16 protein-coding genes are annotated in these 15,662 nt (G+C 52.0%); 5 read left to right on the forward strand and 11 right to left on the reverse strand.

Translation table 11 applies throughout. From position 1 onward, the window contains the following. Positions 1–786 precede the first annotated feature (786 nt). The 5 genes from Q4526_RS07705 to dksA are packed head-to-tail and all read right to left on the reverse strand — an operon-like array spanning position 787 to position 6,819. Positions 787–2,190, reverse strand: a complete 1,404-nt coding sequence (locus Q4526_RS07705; RefSeq protein ID WP_215976454.1) for a sigma-54 dependent transcriptional regulator — start codon at positions 2,188–2,190, stop codon at positions 787–789. A gap of 32 nt (positions 2,191–2,222) precedes the next feature. After that, positions 2,223–5,249: an ATP-binding protein gene (locus Q4526_RS07710; RefSeq protein ID WP_215976455.1), complete on the reverse strand. Its 3,027-nt coding sequence runs from the start codon at positions 5,247–5,249 to the stop codon at positions 2,223–2,225. Next, a complete protein-coding gene (locus tag Q4526_RS07715; protein ID WP_215976456.1) occupies positions 5,246–5,416 on the reverse strand; it encodes a hypothetical protein in 171 nt (56 codons plus the stop codon). The genes Q4526_RS07710 and Q4526_RS07715 overlap by 4 nt, the downstream gene beginning before the upstream one ends. Next, positions 5,413–6,336, reverse strand: coding sequence for a tRNA glutamyl-Q(34) synthetase GluQRS (gene gluQRS / locus Q4526_RS07720; protein WP_215976457.1), 924 nt, complete (start codon positions 6,334–6,336; stop codon positions 5,413–5,415). The genes Q4526_RS07715 and gluQRS overlap by 4 nt, the downstream gene beginning before the upstream one ends. 39 nt (positions 6,337–6,375) lie before the next feature. After that, positions 6,376–6,819: an RNA polymerase-binding protein DksA gene (dksA, locus tag Q4526_RS07725; RefSeq protein ID WP_215976458.1), complete on the reverse strand. Its 444-nt coding sequence runs from the start codon at positions 6,817–6,819 to the stop codon at positions 6,376–6,378. A 246-nt stretch (positions 6,820–7,065) separates the two neighbouring features. On the opposite strand from dksA, the gene sfsA reads away from it, so the two are divergent. Then, positions 7,066–7,773 (forward strand): DNA/RNA nuclease SfsA, encoded by a 708-nt coding sequence (gene sfsA, locus Q4526_RS07730; protein WP_215976459.1) that lies wholly within the window; start codon positions 7,066–7,068, stop codon positions 7,771–7,773. A gap of 59 nt (positions 7,774–7,832) precedes the next feature. Here sfsA and Q4526_RS07735 read toward each other — a convergent pair whose 3' ends face one another. The 5 genes from Q4526_RS07735 to Q4526_RS07755 form a co-directional block, all read right to left on the reverse strand. Continuing rightward, the gene (locus Q4526_RS07735; RefSeq protein ID WP_215976460.1) at positions 7,833–8,180 is read right to left on the reverse strand and encodes a Rieske (2Fe-2S) protein; all 348 of its coding nucleotides are present in this window, start codon (positions 8,178–8,180) and stop codon (positions 7,833–7,835) included. A 3-nt stretch (positions 8,181–8,183) separates the two neighbouring features. Then, the gene (locus tag Q4526_RS07740) at positions 8,184–9,278 is read right to left on the reverse strand and encodes a S1C family serine protease (RefSeq protein WP_303604071.1); all 1,095 of its coding nucleotides are present in this window, start codon (positions 9,276–9,278) and stop codon (positions 8,184–8,186) included. Beyond that, positions 9,256–10,149, reverse strand: a complete 894-nt coding sequence (gene htpX / locus Q4526_RS07745; RefSeq protein WP_215976461.1) for a protease HtpX — start codon at positions 10,147–10,149, stop codon at positions 9,256–9,258. Before htpX ends, Q4526_RS07740 begins: the two co-directional genes overlap by 23 nt. Positions 10,150–10,479: 330 nt before the next feature. Beyond that, positions 10,480–11,268 (reverse strand): Crp/Fnr family transcriptional regulator, encoded by a 789-nt coding sequence (locus tag Q4526_RS07750; protein ID WP_215976462.1) that lies wholly within the window; start codon positions 11,266–11,268, stop codon positions 10,480–10,482. A gap of 69 nt (positions 11,269–11,337) precedes the next feature. Next, entirely contained in the window at positions 11,338–11,622 is a 285-nt protein-coding gene (locus Q4526_RS07755) for a TfoX/Sxy family protein (RefSeq protein ID WP_215976463.1), read from the reverse strand. A gap of 163 nt (positions 11,623–11,785) precedes the next feature. Between Q4526_RS07755 and Q4526_RS07760 the strand changes: the two genes are divergently transcribed. From Q4526_RS07760 to cysE, 4 genes are read left to right on the forward strand one after another with little or no spacing between them, the layout of a single operon-like run. Then, the gene (locus Q4526_RS07760) at positions 11,786–12,466 is read left to right on the forward strand and encodes a M15 family metallopeptidase (protein WP_215976464.1); all 681 of its coding nucleotides are present in this window, start codon (positions 11,786–11,788) and stop codon (positions 12,464–12,466) included. Next, positions 12,467–13,825 carry an MFS transporter gene (locus Q4526_RS07765; RefSeq protein WP_215976465.1) on the forward strand — a complete coding sequence of 453 codons (1,359 nt, stop codon included), beginning with the start codon at positions 12,467–12,469 and terminating at the stop codon, positions 13,823–13,825. An 11-nt stretch (positions 13,826–13,836) separates the two neighbouring features. Continuing rightward, complete coding sequence (locus tag Q4526_RS07770; protein WP_215976466.1) at positions 13,837–14,520, forward strand: HAD family phosphatase; 684 nt, start codon at positions 13,837–13,839, stop codon at positions 14,518–14,520. A gap of 45 nt (positions 14,521–14,565) precedes the next feature. Beyond that, the gene (cysE, locus tag Q4526_RS07775) at positions 14,566–15,360 is read left to right on the forward strand and encodes a serine O-acetyltransferase (protein ID WP_215976467.1); all 795 of its coding nucleotides are present in this window, start codon (positions 14,566–14,568) and stop codon (positions 15,358–15,360) included. A 27-nt stretch (positions 15,361–15,387) separates the two neighbouring features. Here the strand turns inward: cysE and Q4526_RS07780 are convergent, their stop codons facing one another. Then, on the reverse strand, positions 15,388–15,615 hold the full coding sequence (locus Q4526_RS07780; protein WP_215976468.1) for a hypothetical protein: 228 nt from the start codon (positions 15,613–15,615) through the stop codon (positions 15,388–15,390). Positions 15,616–15,662: the final 47 nt, after the last annotated feature.

Here is a 15,662-nt window from a genome sequence, read left to right on the forward strand (position 1 = left end):
GCAAGCCTCACGACGGTAGTTAGTGCCAGTTGCTCAGTGTACAGATAGCAAAACGGGAAAGCGTAAGCTTTCCCGTTAGAATGGGCGGCACTTCTTGTTGTGAGGTCAGTCGTGCACCGATTGCCATAAACAAGGCATTCGGCCGATTTACGCTGCGGTAAGGCAGCCAATGGATTAGTCACAATCCTGCATCCCTGCCCATTCCTTTCAATTGCGATCCTTCGGTGCCTAGTCAGTCTTAAGCTTAGTCTTCTTCTTATTATCTTTATTCTTATTTGTAGTGTTACGTTTATTATTGTTTGTTGTTTTTGTCGTTGTGTTTCGTTTCTTATTGTCTATTGTAATTATTATGTTGTTTCAAATTTTTTAATTATTTGTTGTTGTTATTATTAGTTTTGAACTTTTTTAATTATTTGTTGTTGTTATTAGTAAGACTACGTTTTTATTGTTTGTTGTTGTTATGTTCGCCCTATAAAGCATTTGCTGTGCCAATAATGAAAACTCCTTATATTTCAATCACATAGTATTTTCTCTAACCATTATATTCGATTTGGTTATTTCTAACGGTTACACCCGAGCGGCCTTGTTGTTACGTTACAGCGAGTGGGGTAACAGATTCTTGGGGTGACAGTGTGGGTGGTGGGGTAACGACATGGCACCTAATCACGCATTGGTGGTTTGAAAATCTGAAAAGGTAGTCGGTTTGCTGCTACTAGACGTAGCGGTACAGTTGAAAAAGAGAGAAAAGTGTGTGCGGGAGGAGCCCCGCACCGGATTCAAGAAAGGCTATTTGCTGGTGGATTTCTGGCGCGGAATGCCAAAGCGCTGGCGACGTTCCCACAAGCATTTTCGACTGACGCCTAGCTTTTTCGCCAGCTCAGTTTCGCTCATAGTGTCTTGGTGCTCTAAGACAAAGCGTTGAAAGTACTCTTCTAGCGACAGGTCTTCGCTAGGATCTTGGTGTCTGGGAACTGATGTTAAACGTCTGCCGCCCAGCGCATAAGGGTCTTCGCCCTCAGGCTGATCATCTAAATGAACTAAATCCAAATCAATATCGAGCAGCTCATGGCTGATTTCTCGTTCATCTTCGCAGAGGATTACAGCCCGCTGTATGGCATTTTCCAGTTCACGCACATTGCCTGGCCAAGTGTAGGTGGTAATGGCTTGAATAGCTTCTGGCGACAGCTTGAGGCTGTTTTTGTTGAATTGCTGGCAATAGCGAATCAGCAGCGCTTCGGCGAGGCTGAGAATATCCCGACCCCGGTCGCGCAGCGGTGGTACTTCCAGCTGTACAACGTTGATTCTAAAGTAGAGGTCTTCGCGAAACTGCCCTTCTTTGGCCAGAGCGCGCAGGTCGCGGTGCGTGGCGGCTACCAGTCGGACATCCACCTTGCGTGACTCCACGGACCCCAGTGGTCGTACTTCACCCTCTTGCAACACACGTAATAAGCGCGCTTGTGCTTCGAGGGGCAGCTCGCCAATTTCGTCCAAAAATAGAGTGCCTCCATCGGCGGCGGCTACCAGCCCTTCTCGAGTGCTGGCCGCACCGGTAAAGGCGCCCTTTTCGTGACCGAACAGCTCGGATTCAATCAAGGTTTCAGGGATCGCGGCGCAGTTGACCGAAATCATGAGCTCTTTATGGCGTTTGCTCTGTTCGTGCAGGGAGCGGGCCACTAGCTCTTTACCTGTGCCGGTTTCGCCGTGGATTAACACGGTGGCATCGGTAGGGGAGACCTTGGCGATACGTGAGTAGAGGCTTTTCATGATCTCAGAAGAGCCAATCATGCCGCTGACTTTGCTGTCACCCGTCGCGGCGCCCTGGTGGGCCTTGAGGTTGGCCTTGGCTTTGCCAATCACACGCTTAACGGCACTGACCATTTCGTCGTGGTCAAAGGGTTTGGCGATGTAATCAACGGCTCCCATGCGCATGGAATCTACCGCCGAGCGCAGGCTGGCGTAACTGGTCATGATGAGTACAGGCACATCGCCGGCTAATTTGATGAGGTCGGTGCCCGGTGCGCCGGGTAGGCGCAAATCGCTAATAATCAGTTCGAAATCCGTTAAGTTGAATTTCGAGGTTGCCTCTCGCACAGAGGGCGCTTCACTGACCACGTATTTATTGCGCTCCAGCAGCTTGCGCAGTGCTGTACGGATAATAGCTTCGTCTTCTACTACCAGAATCTTAGTCATAGTACGTCTCGACTCTATTGCTCATGCCTGTATTAGGCCTCGCTGCGGGGGATGGTCTGCACCCCTGTGATCAGCGAGTTTAAGTGTCGGGGCAGCTTGATCAGGATCTGTGCCCCGCGGTTGGTGTCGCGATTTACCGGGCTGATGATATCCAGAGTCCCACCGTGATCCTCCACGATGCTGTAAACCAAAGCGAGCCCCAGGCCGGTACCTTCTCCGGGGTCTTTGGTGGTGAAAAACGGTTCCAGAATTTGGTCGATATGCTCTTCAGGTATCCCTTCGCCGTCGTCTGTAACGGTAATGGATATATCGTCATCGTCCTCAGAGCTTGCAAGGATAACATGTCCTTCCTCTTCACTGGCATCCCGGGCGTTGGCCAGCAGGTTAATAAAGACCTGAATCATCTTCTGTTGATCGCCGGCAATAATGGCATTTTCCGCTAAATCATTGTCAAAATGCACATATTGCTTATCTTTTTGCAGTGACAGCAGTGCAATGGCTTCAGCCGCGCATTCGCGCAGCACCACGGCCTCAAAGGCACTCTTTTTATTTTGTCCGCTGTGGGAGTAGCTTACCAGCGACTGCACAATGCGGGTTACCCGGTCGGTTTGGCTGAGAATTTGATCCGCCGTTTCCAGTACATCGGGGTTGTCGGTGTCGTAGCGTAAATTTTGGCAAAGGCAGGCAATACCGGTGATTGGGTTGCCGATTTCATGGGCGACCCCGGCCGCCAGACGACCCACCGAGGCCAGGCGCTCGGAGTGGATAAGCTCTTGCTCGAGCAGCTGAGTTTCGGTGACATCTTCCAGCAAGATAACCTGATCATCTTCGACCTTGGTAAAGCCCGATTGCGAGGCTGTGCGCCGGGTGGTCGAGGGCCCTTCAATGGCCGCTTTGTGGAGGCTAATCCAGTGCGGGCGATCACTGAGATTAATTTCGTGGCGATACAGATGGGCATCTTCCCCCTGGCTGAAATTGACCAGTAACTCGCACCAAGGTTGAGCCAGGTCGTCCAGGTGGGAGCCAAGAACATCTTCCGAAGCAATGCCTGTCAGATTTGCCATGGCTCGATTCCACATCAGAATTTCTTTATCGCGCCCCAGTGAGCAGACCGCCATAGGCAGCTCTTGTAGGGTTTTGCGGTGGTAGAGACGCAAATTGTTCAGCTCAGCCGCCATACCTGTTAAGTGGTTGCGGTATTGGGATAGCCGATTTTCAATTAGGTTAATATCGACGGTATCACGCGCCTCAGCCAGCTTGTAGGGCAGTTGATTGTCCATAATCTCGCCGGCGACATGAATCCCCATCAGGCCAGAGAGGTTGGCTTCCAGCTGGTCGCGCAGACGACGTAGGGCGTAGGGGCGGCGCTCGGAAATGGCCAGCCCCAGCTGGCGCAGGGCAATATCCACTTCGCGACTGGCGGTTACTTTGCCCAGCGGTTTGGCGAGGCGGGTTTTAAAATCCGCCGCGCTGTGGGCGTCCAGCGCCTGGCGCACAGGGTGTGAGAGCTCATCGGCTGCGCATAATTCTGCACTGTAAGCCTCTTCTTCCGTTTGCTGGGTTAGCAATGAGATGCTGATAAATATTAATGTGTTCAGGCCCAGCGAAATGACGGTGATCTCACTCCAGTGACTCATGCCTACGCTTAAAGTGCCATCGCCAAAAGGTACGGCAATCTCTTCCAGCCCACTGAGCATAGGCACTAACATGCCAATGGCCCAGACAATAGTGCCGGCGGTTAGGCCCGCGATGACACCGCGCCGGTTGCCGCGCGCCCAGAACACAATGGCAAAGATTCCGGGCAGAAATTGCAGCGTTTCAATAAAGGCGACGAGGGCTAAATGAAACAAGCTTTGTTGGTTGTCCAGAAGCCAATAAAACAGGTAGCCACCGATAAACAGTGAAGTGATGACCGTTCGGCGCAACCAGACCAACTGGCTGTAGATATCTTGGCGGCGACGCAAGCGTAAAAATGGCAGTATCCAGTGGTTCATGACCATGGTGGACAGGGCCAGGGTAATGACCACCACAGCGCCTGTGGCGGCGGATAAGCCACCGATAAAAGCGAGCATGGTCAGCCCGGGGGACTCGGCCATAATCGGGACACCCAAGGTAAAATATTGAGCAGGAAGTGGTACCGATAATTCAAAGCCGGCCCAGAGTATGGGAAAGATGGGCAGCGCTAAGAACAATAGAAATAACGGAAAAGCCCAGGTAACGGCGCGGGTATTGCGCAAAATTGGGTTCTCCGCCACGCCCATATGGAAAATATGAGGCATGGTGACGGCGGTGGCGACAAATACCAACAGTAGGGTATGGGAGGCACCCTCGCGGATGGGTGAGTGCAGTAGTGCCAGATTTTCGGGGTTGCGTTCCAGCCAGTTATCCAGCCCGGTAAAACCGTCAAATACACCGTAAACGGCAAACAAACCAATGGCTGTTAAGGCGAACACTTTAATCAAAGACTCAAAGGCCATCGCGGTAATCAAGCCGCGATGGTGCTCTCGGTTGGAGCCAAACAGAACGGTAAACAGGGCCAAAATCCCGCAATAGGTAAGGGCCATTAAGTCTTTAAAGGTCAGGCCGGTACCGGCGGCGGGAATGGCCGGTGCGCGACTGACAGTCAGGATATGCATGGTGTCGGCGGTCGCCTGAATTTGCAGTGCCATTAGAGGCAAAATGCCCAACAGCATGCACAGTGTCGTCAAGGCGCCAATACCGTGGCTGTGGTAACGAAAAACCAATAAATCAGCCAGTGAGTGTACCTGGTGACGCCGAGCCAGCTCGGTAATGGGCTCCAGTGCCACCGGAGCAAATAAAAATAGGGCGCCGGTACCTAAGTAATAGGCCAGTGCGCCATAGCCAAACTGGAAGGCCAGATCGATTACGCCGTAAAAGGCCCAGGCGCTGGCAAATATCCCCAGCGACAGCACATAGGTGATTGGGTGCTCGGTAATTTTACGTGGAATCCAGTCGCGCTCGGTGAGGGTAGCAATACCGAAAATGACCAGTAAGTAAAACAGGCACAGAAGGGCGACGTGGATCAGTTCAAAAGTCATGAGGGCTTTTTACGGGCCTGTACGGCGTAAGCAATAATAATCACGATAATCCACATGATGTAGGGACGGTACCAGGCGCCTTCGGGGTTCACAATCCACGTAAATAAGGTGGGTGAAAAAATATAGGCGATCAGCAGTAAGAGTATGACCAGTCGTTGATTGTTCATGGTTCCGCTATCGATAAAGTGTGTCCGGTGCCTTCTAGTTGTTCAGGCGCCCAGTGTTGGCAGCCCCATTGTAACAGTGTCTCGACCGTTTCTCCTCGCAGTTCTAACGGCGGGGCTTGCCGGAGAAAACGCAGGGCTTGCCATATATTGTCCGCCGCGCGGGAATTGTCCAGCGCCGGGGCTTGGTTTTGTTTGCTGAGTTTGCGTCCATCCAACGCGGCGACCGGCACATGAGCATAATGCGGGGCCGGTTGTTGCAGCATTTGAAAAAAGCGAATCTGGCGGGCGGTGACGGGCAGCAAATCGGCGCCGCGCACGACATGGGTAATACCTTGATACAGATCATCGGCCACCACAGCCAATTGATAGCCGAACAGTCCATCTTTGCGTTGGACAATGGCGTCACCCACCTCGCGCGCCAAATCTTGTCTTTGATGCCCCTGAATTTGATCGACAAAAACCAATTCATTCGGCAATTGTTGCAAAGGCGGAGGCAAATCGTAGAGCTTGAGTCGCAGTGCGGCATTTGGCTCGGCAGAGGCGGGCGTTTGCTCGCGGCAGTGGCCATTGTACACGCCACCCATGGCTTTCACCGCTTGCCGGGTGCAGGTGCAGGAATAAATAAGCCCCTGCTTAGTAAGAGTGTGTAAGAGGTGCTGGTAGGCTTGATGGCGCTGGCTTTGCCACAGGGCGGTGCCATCCCACTGCAGGCCATGCTGCTCTAAGGTATGTAATATTAAGTCGCCGGCGCCTGACATCTCTCGGGGCGGGTCAATATCGTCGATGCGAACCAGCCAGTGCCCATTGGCCTGCCGGGCATCGAGAAAACTGGCAAGTGCGGCGATAAGCGAGCCGAAATGTAACGGCCCAGACGGGGAGGGAGCAAAGCGTCCGATGTAAGCGGTGGGCTGTTCAGGCACGGGGCATCTCGGGCGCAAGCGCCCGGTCGCAGGGGGCGATTAGCCGCCTATTTGCTTTTCTTTGATCTCGTCCAGAGTTTTACAGTCGACACATAAGGTCGCTGTGGGGCGAGCTTCCAAACGACGAATACCGATTTCTACGCCGCAGGCGTCGCAGAATCCATAGTCTTCGTTTTCGATAAGCTCTAACGTGGAGTCGATTTTTTTAATCAATTTGCGTTCGCGATCACGGGTACGCAATTCCAGACTGAACTCTTCTTCCTGACTGGCGCGATCGGCCGGGTCGGGAAAGTTAGCCGCTTCGTCTTTCATATGGCTCATGGTGCGGTCGACTTCTTCCATCAACTCTCTGCGCCAGGCTAGAAGCAAGTTTTGGAAGTGTTCCAACTGCTTCTCGTTCATATATTCTTCGCCTTTCTTCTCCTTGTAAGGCGAAAAAGTACGCAGTGTGTAACTTTCTGCTTGAGCTGAATTATTGGGCATAGTGCAACGCCTCTTGATCTCCTGTAGCTGGTGCGCCTAAAGGCTACCAGTGCTTGGTTACTTGTTGTGCCACTCGGCATTTCGCCAATTTCCACCCTCCCAGGTTGGGAGTCCTGCGGAAGGAGAGCGAAGCTACCAGATTCACCGTTACTGCGCCAGCATTTTTTGCATTTGCGCTGCTCGAAGCCTGCTCTGAGCAACTACCATTTTACCGTATAATAATGTGTTTGGATGGGTAAGATAGGTATGCAAGACACAAAACTCTGGGAAAAAGGGCAATTGATCAAGCGCTATAAGCGTTTTCTGGCCGATGTGGAAACTCCCCAGGGCGAACAGATCACGATTCATTGCCCCAATACCGGGTCGATGCGCAATTGCATCGCCGAGGGCAGTGACTGTTGGTACTCCCGTTCGGACAGTAAAACCCGCAAATACCCGCATACTTGGGAAGTCGCCACCACCCCGGATGGGGACTGGGCGGGCATTAATACCGGGCGGGCTAATCATTTGGTGCGCGAGGCGCTGGAGACTGGCATTATTGCGCCACTACAAGAATTTGATCAGTGGCGGGCCGAGGTGAAATACGGCGAGGAAAACTCGCGGATTGATTTTTTGCTCACGGGCGTCAGCGGCGATTGTTATCTGGAAGTGAAAAACGTCACTTTAAAAGAGGGCGAGAGCGGGTATTTCCCTGACGCGGTTAGCACCCGGGGCGCAAAACATCTGCGCGAGCTGATGCAGATGAAGTCGCAGGGCCATCGTGCGGTTTTGCTGTTTTGTGTGCAGCACAGCGGCATTGACGAGGTGAGGCCCGCTGATCATATTGATACTGCTTACGGTAATGCGCTGCGTCAAGCGGCGAGCGCCGGGGTCGAACTACTGGCTTATAAGGCGGAAATTCAGCCCCAGCAAAGTCGTATTACCTTAACGAAGGCGCTGCCGGTACTCCTTTAAGCCAGTTCGAGTTTACCCCCAGTGCTAGGTTAAACCCGCAACATTAAAAATCCCGCGTGCTATAGGTTGGCAGTCTGTAAATACACGGTGCCATCAGATTCAGAAATCTCAACCGCTTGCAGCGATTGCCCCGGGCAGGGGCCGGCCACACACTCACCCGTATCGAGGGTAAATAAAGCGCCGTGATTGGCACACTGAATCAGGCTTTTGTCGGAGGTTAAAAACTCATCGGGCACCCACTCAAGCGGTATATAGGCGTGCGGACAGAGATTGCGATAGGCCATAAGCTGGCCATTTTTTCGCACCGCAAACACAGGGTAGGGCGAACCGTTTATCGACGGGGTAAAGCCTCGGCTTTCGTTTTCGCCGATCTCGCCGCTGGGGCACAGGGCAATGGGTTCTGTCATGGTTCAGTCCAGTTGGGGTTCGGCGAGAGTGAGCGTTGTTTGCCGCAAGCGACCATCGCGCACGAAGTGGACTTGAAGCTTATCACCGGGCGAGCTGGCCTCCAATACCGTCAGAAACTCATCTTGATTGCGGGTTGGGGTGTCGTCTAGGGCAATAATAATATCCCCCAGCTCCACTCGTCCCCAGCGGCCGCGTTTTGCGCCCTGCAGGCCCGCTTTGGCAGCCGGGTAGCCCGGCGCGACATGAAGTAAGGCCACGCCCTCAACGCCGGCTTGGCGCGACCAATAAGCCGGGGCAAACTCCACCCCGAATACCGGTCGTACCAAGCGCCCAAACTCAATTAATTGCGGCACAATTTCTTTGACGATATTGACCGGAATAGCAAAGCCAATACCGGCGGAGGCACCACTGGGACTGTAGATCATGGTGTTGACCCCGATCAACTCGCCTTTGGAGTTCAGCAGTGGTCCGCCCGAATTGCCGGGGTTAATAGCGGCGTCAGTTTGAATGACATTGCGAATTTTGCGCTGATTGGGCGCTTCAATTTCACGCCCCAGAGCGCTGACCACACCGGTGGTTAAAGTGGCGTCCAGCCCGAATGGGTTACCGATGGCAAGCACTTTACGGCCCACCACCAGTTCACTGGAGTCGCCCACCGGTAGCGCTCGCAGTTTCTCTTTAGGGGCATCAATTTTAAGTACGGCTAAATCCTTGTCGGGCGCCAAGCCTGCCACCTTGGCAGGCCAGCTGGTCTGGTCGGGCAGAGTGATTGAGACTTGTTGCGCGCCTTCTACCACGTGATAGTTGGTGACGATATAACCCTGCTCACTCCAAATAAAACCGGTGCCAGCACCGCGCGGAATAGAGAGTAAATCGTAGGAGCGACGGTCGCGCACCACCTGCAGTCGGTTGACGTACACCACTGAGGGGCTGGCGTACTCGAAAATCTCAATGGTATTGCGCTCATCATTGGTGGCAAATTCTGGCGCAGCACAGGCATGGCTGGCGGCAAAAAGAGCCACCAGCCAAACGATCACTTGCCAGATTCGGCCGTAATGCATGGCGATCGACCGTTTAGCCGCCTTGCTGCAAAGCACGGATGCGCTCCTCCAGAGGCGGGTGGCTGGCAAATAGCTTCGCCATGTTTTGGCCAAAGCCACTGGAAATGCCAAAGGCCTTCATACTCGAGGGCATCGAGCTTTGTGCTCCCGCCTGTGTCTCTGCCTGCAGGCGTTGCAGAGCGCGAATCATACCGGCGCGACTGGCTAGGGTTGCCCCGGCGTGGTCGGCGCGGAATTCGCGGTAGCGGGAAAAGGCCATCACGATCATTGAGGCCAAGAAGGCGAGCACAATTTCCGCCACAAAGGTCACAATGTAATAACCAATACCGAGGCCGCGCTCGGTTTTAAAGATCACGCGATCGACGGTGTGGCCAATAATGCGGGCGAAGAACATGACAAACGTATTGACCACGCCCTGTATTAGGCTGAGTGTGACCATATCGCCATTAGCGACATGGCCAATTTCGTGGGCTAGCACGGCCCGAGCTTCTTCGCGATCAAAACGCTGTAGCAAACCTGCACTAACGGCCACCAGCGAATTGTTACGGTTCCAGCCGGTGGCAAAGGCATTCGCCTCAGGGGCGGGGAAAATACCGACTTCAGGCATACCAATGCCGGCTTTTTGTGCCAGCTCGGTGACGGTGTCGAGTAGCCACTGTTGTTCTGCTGTGCGCGGGGTATCGATCAGCTGTACGCCGGTGGTTTTTTTAGCGATAAATTTGGACAGAAACAGAGAAATAAATGAGCCGCTGAAGCCAAAGACTGCACAGAAAATAAGCAGTGAGGTAAGGTTGAGCCCACTGCCGGACTCGTCCAATATGTGACCTACCCCCAGTAGATTTAACGTGATACTGGCAACAACCAGTACGCCTATATTTGTTAATAAAAATAAGCCAACTCGCAACACGGTAAGTACTCCTCGAAAACCGTTGATTATTGGGTATATGCCGTCGAGTTGTGGATTTTCAATGGGGGGCGGGAAGAAAATGGCCACCCGTAGGTGGCCCAAGCAACCGTGATTAGCCTAGACACAGACGTGTCTATCGGTTTACCGCCAATGGGGTAAACCAGAGGAGAAGATCAGACAATAGACTTGCAGGAACATTGACCGATCACCGACGCTTGCTAAGCGCCAGTGATGTAACGATAATCATTATCATTACTGTTGTCAACAACTTTGTGCAATTGATTCGGCAGACTGCCTGTGTAGGCAGCCGCTAGGGGATTGTAAAAGTGGTTAGGCTTCTTGCAGGTTGGAGATTTGGTGATTGAGCTGTTTGATCTTTTCGGCCATTTCTTCAATCAGACCGATGCAAATATGCGGCTGGTGTTCGACCAGTTCAATAAACTCTTCTTTGCGTACTGTCAGTACGGTGCAGGCCGTGCTGGCAATTACGCTGGCAATACGTTTCTGCCCGGTAAATACTGCTAGGGCGCCGAAAATCTCATCGCTTAAAATATGCCCCACTTTAATACCGTCGCAGTAGGCGTCGGCGCTACCTTCTAGCAAGGTGTAAACCAGATCGGCCTCATCGCCTTGGTGGATGATTGTTTCCCCGGCGGAGAAGTGCAAAAAGCCGGCGCTGGGTTGGAATTCTTTGCGAATTTCCTGGCTGAGTGCCAGTTGATACCAGCCACTGAGAGCGACAAGGTAATAACTCCAGAGCTTTTGCAGACTGTCGCTGGAGTTGACGTGATTGATGAGTTCTTCTCGCTCAATGGGAAGTACAGTCACGGTATCGGTAGTGGTGAGTTGGCCGGCCGGCAAATTTAGCATTCTGTGCAAGCCGACCAAATCGCCCTTCTCGAAGACAACTACGCGCTTGCCGTTCAGTTCGCTATTAATTTGCCCGTCTTGAATAAGATAGACGGTCGCAGGACTGGCATTGGCAAACAACTGATTCGAAGCCGGTACGGCAACTGGGGTAGATGCCGGCTGTAGATCTTCCATCAAGCTGCGCGTGATGCTGTGCAGCTTTTGTCCGAGGTCAGTTAGGGCTTCAAGTTCATGTGTTGGTAATTGCATGGTGTGGCCGTCTGTCTCTGTTCTTATTCGCAGGATTGATCATAGCAGGTCGGGTAAGGACCTTGGCAACTAAAATTCAACGTTTTCTAAACTTTGGTTTTCGGCGTCTTCGACCAGTTGTTTTTTCATGCCGGGGGGAAGGTCGTTCCAGTGAATATCCATCAAGGCTCCTTGAAGGGCGTAGAGCATGACTTTTGAAACACTAATGTCACGTTCTTTGATTTTTAGGTAGGCTTTTACGGCGCCAACTTCTTGTAGGTCCTCATAGCTTGCGATGCCAATGGCGCGGAGGATGTTTACTGACGCCATACCTAGGTTTTTCAGTTTAAGCAGTTCACTTTGCTCAGTTGCCATAACTACAGGGCTCCATTTTTGTCGTTATATTTCCACTTATGCGCTATTCCCATATATAGCTCTAGGTTATATTACATACTTATCTACCGTCTGCAAGCGACCGTCTCGCTATCGTAGAAAAGACACGATAAAGTTGGCGCATTAATTGATCAAGGCCACAGAAATGACCCAGACTCTTCTAGAGCGACAAGCATTGGGGCTAGATGACACTCATCTGGTTGAGTATGACGATCGCGTTAAAGTCCATCGTCAGCTGCTGGCGCCCTTGTTGGATTTGAGCGGACGGTTGCAAAATACTGGCTGCCAGCTGGCCGTGGCCAGTGGATATCGAAGTTTTGATCAGCAGCTGACCATATTTAACGCCAAGGCGACCGGTGAGCGGCCGATATTGGATGATAAGGGGCGGCCGGTTGAGATCAATGGTTTGTCCGATCGTGAAGTGTTGTTTGCGATTTTGCGCTTCAGTGCCTTGCCCGGCGCATCGCGTCATCATTGGGGGACGGATATCGATGTGTTTGACCCAGCGGCGCTGCCGACGGGGTATCGCTTGCAATTGGTACCGTCTGAGTATGCCAGTGATGGCATCTTTCATGCGTTGTGTGAAGCGTTGCCCAATGCCATAGCGCCTGCGGGCTTCGTTCGCCCTTATCAGCATGACTTGGGCGGTATAGCGCCCGAGCCCTGGCATTTGAGCTGTGCCGCGATCGCTCAACCCTATGCCGAGGTGCTGTCAAAAGATATACTGCGTCAACAATTGGCGCAAACAGACATAAAATTAAAACACGCGATATTAGATAATATCGATAGTATTTATCGGCGTTTTATTGCCGTGGGGGAATGTTAAATGTCATTTGAGCCGGCCGTTCAGGCCAGTCAATTTTCACTGTTTAAAGAAAAAAAATTCTACCCCCTATTTTGGGCTCAATTTGGTGGCGCTTTTAACGATAATTTTTATAAAAGTGCGTTGATGATGCTTTTTACCTATGGTGCGATTGACAACTGGGGACTTGGCGTCGATGTGCTGAACAATATTGTGGCGGCGGCATTAATTATTCCTTTTTTATTGTTTGCTCCCATTGCGGGGCAATATGTCGACCGATTGGATAAAGCCCGGGTCGCCAGAGCGATTAAGTTGGCTGAGTTGGGGGTGATGCTGCTTGGCGGGTTAGCGCTGTGGTGGGGCAGTTCCGCCCTTTTATTATGCGTCATTTTTGCCACCGGGGTTCAATCGGCTTGTTTTAGTCCGGTGAAGTACGCGATTTTGCCTCAACACATCGGCACTCACCAACTGACTGGGGCTAATGGTGTTTTTCACTGCGGTACCTCATTAGCAATTTTTGTAGGTTTAATCTGTGGCACGCTTATTTTGCAAGTTACCGGCGGGCAACACTTTGTGGCGGTCGGCGGGGTATTGGTAGCTTGGGCGGGATGGCGTTTTAGTCGCCATATTCCCGAGGCTCCGGCTTGCGCCGAGGTCGTAGCGGTTGAACACAATCCGTGGAAGCTTATTAAGCGAACCCTGAGTTATGCCCGCGAGAACAAAACTGTATTTTGGAGTGTGGTGGGTTTTTCTTGGTATTGGTTTTTGGGGTCGGTCTACCTAACTCAGTTGCCTAATTTTGCCCGCACGATTTTACTGGGTGAAGCTTCCAGCGTTACTCTTTTGCTGGTCGCCTTTTTGTTGGGCGTTTGCGGCGGGGCTTTATTGTGCGAAAAATTAAGTCGCAAACAATTAGAACCGGCGTTGGTGCCTTTAGGTGGCCTATTAATTGTTGTGCTCGGCCTTGACATCGCCATTGCCGGGCAAAGCTTTTACGCTCAATATCATATGGCCGCACAAGGACAACTGTTCACATTAACCGATTTGGCGAGTAAATTTCTATTTTGGCGGGTGGTGTTTGATATTTTATTGTTGGGGATCGCCGGTGGTTTGTACTCCGTACCTTTGCAAGCGTTGATGCAGCACCACGCCAACCCGCAACGACGCGGCCAGATTATCGCCGCTAATAATGTGCTCAATGCATTGTTTATGATTGCCTCTACACTGGCGGCTGTGGTGGCATTGGGAGTTGTTGGCTTGTCCATTCCACACTTTTTTATGTTGACCGTTGGGCTGCACCTGCTTGTGCTGCTCCTGTTGTTATGGCGTGAACCAAAGTTTATAGAACATTTAAAAATTCGTTGCAGTGAATTTAAATCGTAATTGGTGGGTTGATGGTTATTTTCGATTGCGATGGTGTTTTGGTGGATACCGAAACGCTTCACGCGAAGGTGTTGAGCGCTTGTCTCGCCTCGATTGATGTGTGTCTGAGTTACGACGAGGTATTGGTAATGTTTCGGGGTAAGTCTATTGCGACTTGCCAGGAATTGGTGGCGTCATTATTGATAGCTCACGAGCCTTACAAACGCTGGCCTCAGCCTAAATTAGATTCGTTTGCCTCGGACTTCTGGGGCCGCGTTCATCGGGAAACTTTGCAAGCGTTTAACGACGGTGTACAACCTGTTGCGGGGGTGTGCGAGTTGCTGCAGCAGTTGCAGCTTAAGAAAGTGCCGTACTGTGTGGCTTCCAATGGGCGACATGAGAAGATGCAATTGTCGTTAACCCAAGCCGGGCTGATATCGTTTTTTCCCCGCTCGGTTCGATTCAGTGCAACCGAAGTGGAGCGCGGCAAACCAGAGCCAGATTTGTTTCTTTTAGCTGCTCGTACTTTAGGCTACTCTATCAACCACTGTTTAGTGGTAGAGGATTCACCCTCAGGGGCTGAGGCGGCGCGCCGGGCCGGCATGCCGGTATTGGGGTATTGCCCAGCGGGGACGACAGAAGATTTGGCAAAACAGATGCGCCAGCAAGGCGCTGTTATTATTCGACATATGAGTGAAGTATTATCCAAGGTGTGAGAGCATAGTTGGGTAAATTAAGTCGATTACGCGCTGGAGATACGTGTGCTACAACCTGTTGTGACCCCCGCTACTATTTGGCAGCAGATACGCTCAGAAGCTCACCAGCTGGCTGACGTTGAGCCTGCGTTGGCGAGCTTTTATCACGCCTCTATTCTCAATCATACGACTCTTGCCGATACGGTCAGTTTTCATATGGCGAACTTGCTCGATAGCCAAGCCTTGCCATCCATTTCTCTGCGCGAAGTGTTTTCCCAAGCACTGGGAGCTGATTCACGGATTGAGCTTGCTTTGTGTCGCGATATTGAGGCCTATTGTGAACGCGACCCGGCCTGCGATCAATTTTTGATGCCGCTGCTGTACTTTAAAGGCTTTCACGCGTTGCTGGCTTATCGTTTTTCTCATTGGTTGTGGGGCCAGGATCGCCACTGTTTGGCGTTGTATTTGCAAAATCGAATCTCACAGGCCTTTGGGGTGGACATACATCCGGCCGCGCAACTGGGCAGCGGCATTATGATTGATCATGCCACCGGGGTGGTGATCGGTGAGACGGCAGTGGTGGGTGACGATGTATCTATGTTGCACGCGGTTACATTAGGTGGCAGCGGTAACGACAAGGGGCATCGACACCCCACTATTGGCCGCGGCGTTTTGATCGCCGCTGGAGCGAAAATTCTGGGCAATATTACGGTGGGAGAGGGGGCTAAAATTGGTGCGGGTAGTGTAGTGCTAGAGGCCGTGCCGGCACACACCACTGCGGTGGGAGTGCCGGCTAAAATAGTGGGTCGCCCCAGCTCGGAAAGTCCCGCTCAAGATATGAATCATACGTTTGACCAATAGTGCGCGACCTGCTCAGAGCTTGTCGTTTTAATGCATATAGGTCTGTTCGTTTTCCAGAGTGTCGGTGAGGCACGCAAGTACTTCGGTGCGAGTTTGTAGCATTAAGCGGTAAGCGGCCAGCAGAGGATCGTTGCGCCTCGGTTCTCCCTCCAAGGTCGCAATTTTGCGTTGTATGCTGTCAATATCACGCTCAACCCGGCTTTTTACCGAGTGCTTGGCGCTATGGTCGTATAAATAATTGGCTGTTTTGTGCATGTGGATCCCCGTCGTCCTGTTTTCGAGGTTCGTTCAGTATGACCCTT

It is taken from the genome of Gilvimarinus sp. 2_MG-2023, from assembly GCF_030547685.1.
Lineage (GTDB): Bacteria > Pseudomonadota > Gammaproteobacteria > Pseudomonadales > Cellvibrionaceae > Gilvimarinus.

What these genes read in the sequence shown, in the direction of transcription:
- Q4526_RS07705 (WP_215976454.1), bottom strand. Translation starts at nt 2,190, where the DNA reads ATGACTAAGATTCTGGTAGTAGAAGACGAAGCTATTATCCGTACAGCA.
- Q4526_RS07770 (WP_215976466.1), top strand. Translation starts at nt 13,837, where the DNA reads ATGGTTATTTTCGATTGCGATGGTGTTTTGGTGGATACCGAAACGCTT.
- Q4526_RS07715 (WP_215976456.1), bottom strand. Translation starts at nt 5,416, where the DNA reads ATGAACAATCAACGACTGGTCATACTCTTACTGCTGATCGCCTATATT.
- Q4526_RS07765 (WP_215976465.1), top strand. Translation starts at nt 12,467, where the DNA reads ATGTCATTTGAGCCGGCCGTTCAGGCCAGTCAATTTTCACTGTTTAAA.
- Q4526_RS07780 (WP_215976468.1), bottom strand. Translation starts at nt 15,615, where the DNA reads ATGCACAAAACAGCCAATTATTTATACGACCATAGCGCCAAGCACTCG.
- dksA (WP_215976458.1), bottom strand. Translation starts at nt 6,819, where the DNA reads ATGCCCAATAATTCAGCTCAAGCAGAAAGTTACACACTGCGTACTTTT.
- Q4526_RS07710 (WP_215976455.1), bottom strand. Translation starts at nt 5,249, where the DNA reads ATGACTTTTGAACTGATCCACGTCGCCCTTCTGTGCCTGTTTTACTTA.
- Q4526_RS07750 (WP_215976462.1), bottom strand. Translation starts at nt 11,268, where the DNA reads ATGCAATTACCAACACATGAACTTGAAGCCCTAACTGACCTCGGACAA.
- Q4526_RS07760 (WP_215976464.1), top strand. Translation starts at nt 11,786, where the DNA reads ATGACCCAGACTCTTCTAGAGCGACAAGCATTGGGGCTAGATGACACT.
- Q4526_RS07735 (WP_215976460.1), bottom strand. Translation starts at nt 8,180, where the DNA reads ATGACAGAACCCATTGCCCTGTGCCCCAGCGGCGAGATCGGCGAAAAC.
- sfsA (WP_215976459.1), top strand. Translation starts at nt 7,066, where the DNA reads ATGCAAGACACAAAACTCTGGGAAAAAGGGCAATTGATCAAGCGCTAT.
- Q4526_RS07755 (WP_215976463.1), bottom strand. Translation starts at nt 11,622, where the DNA reads ATGGCAACTGAGCAAAGTGAACTGCTTAAACTGAAAAACCTAGGTATG.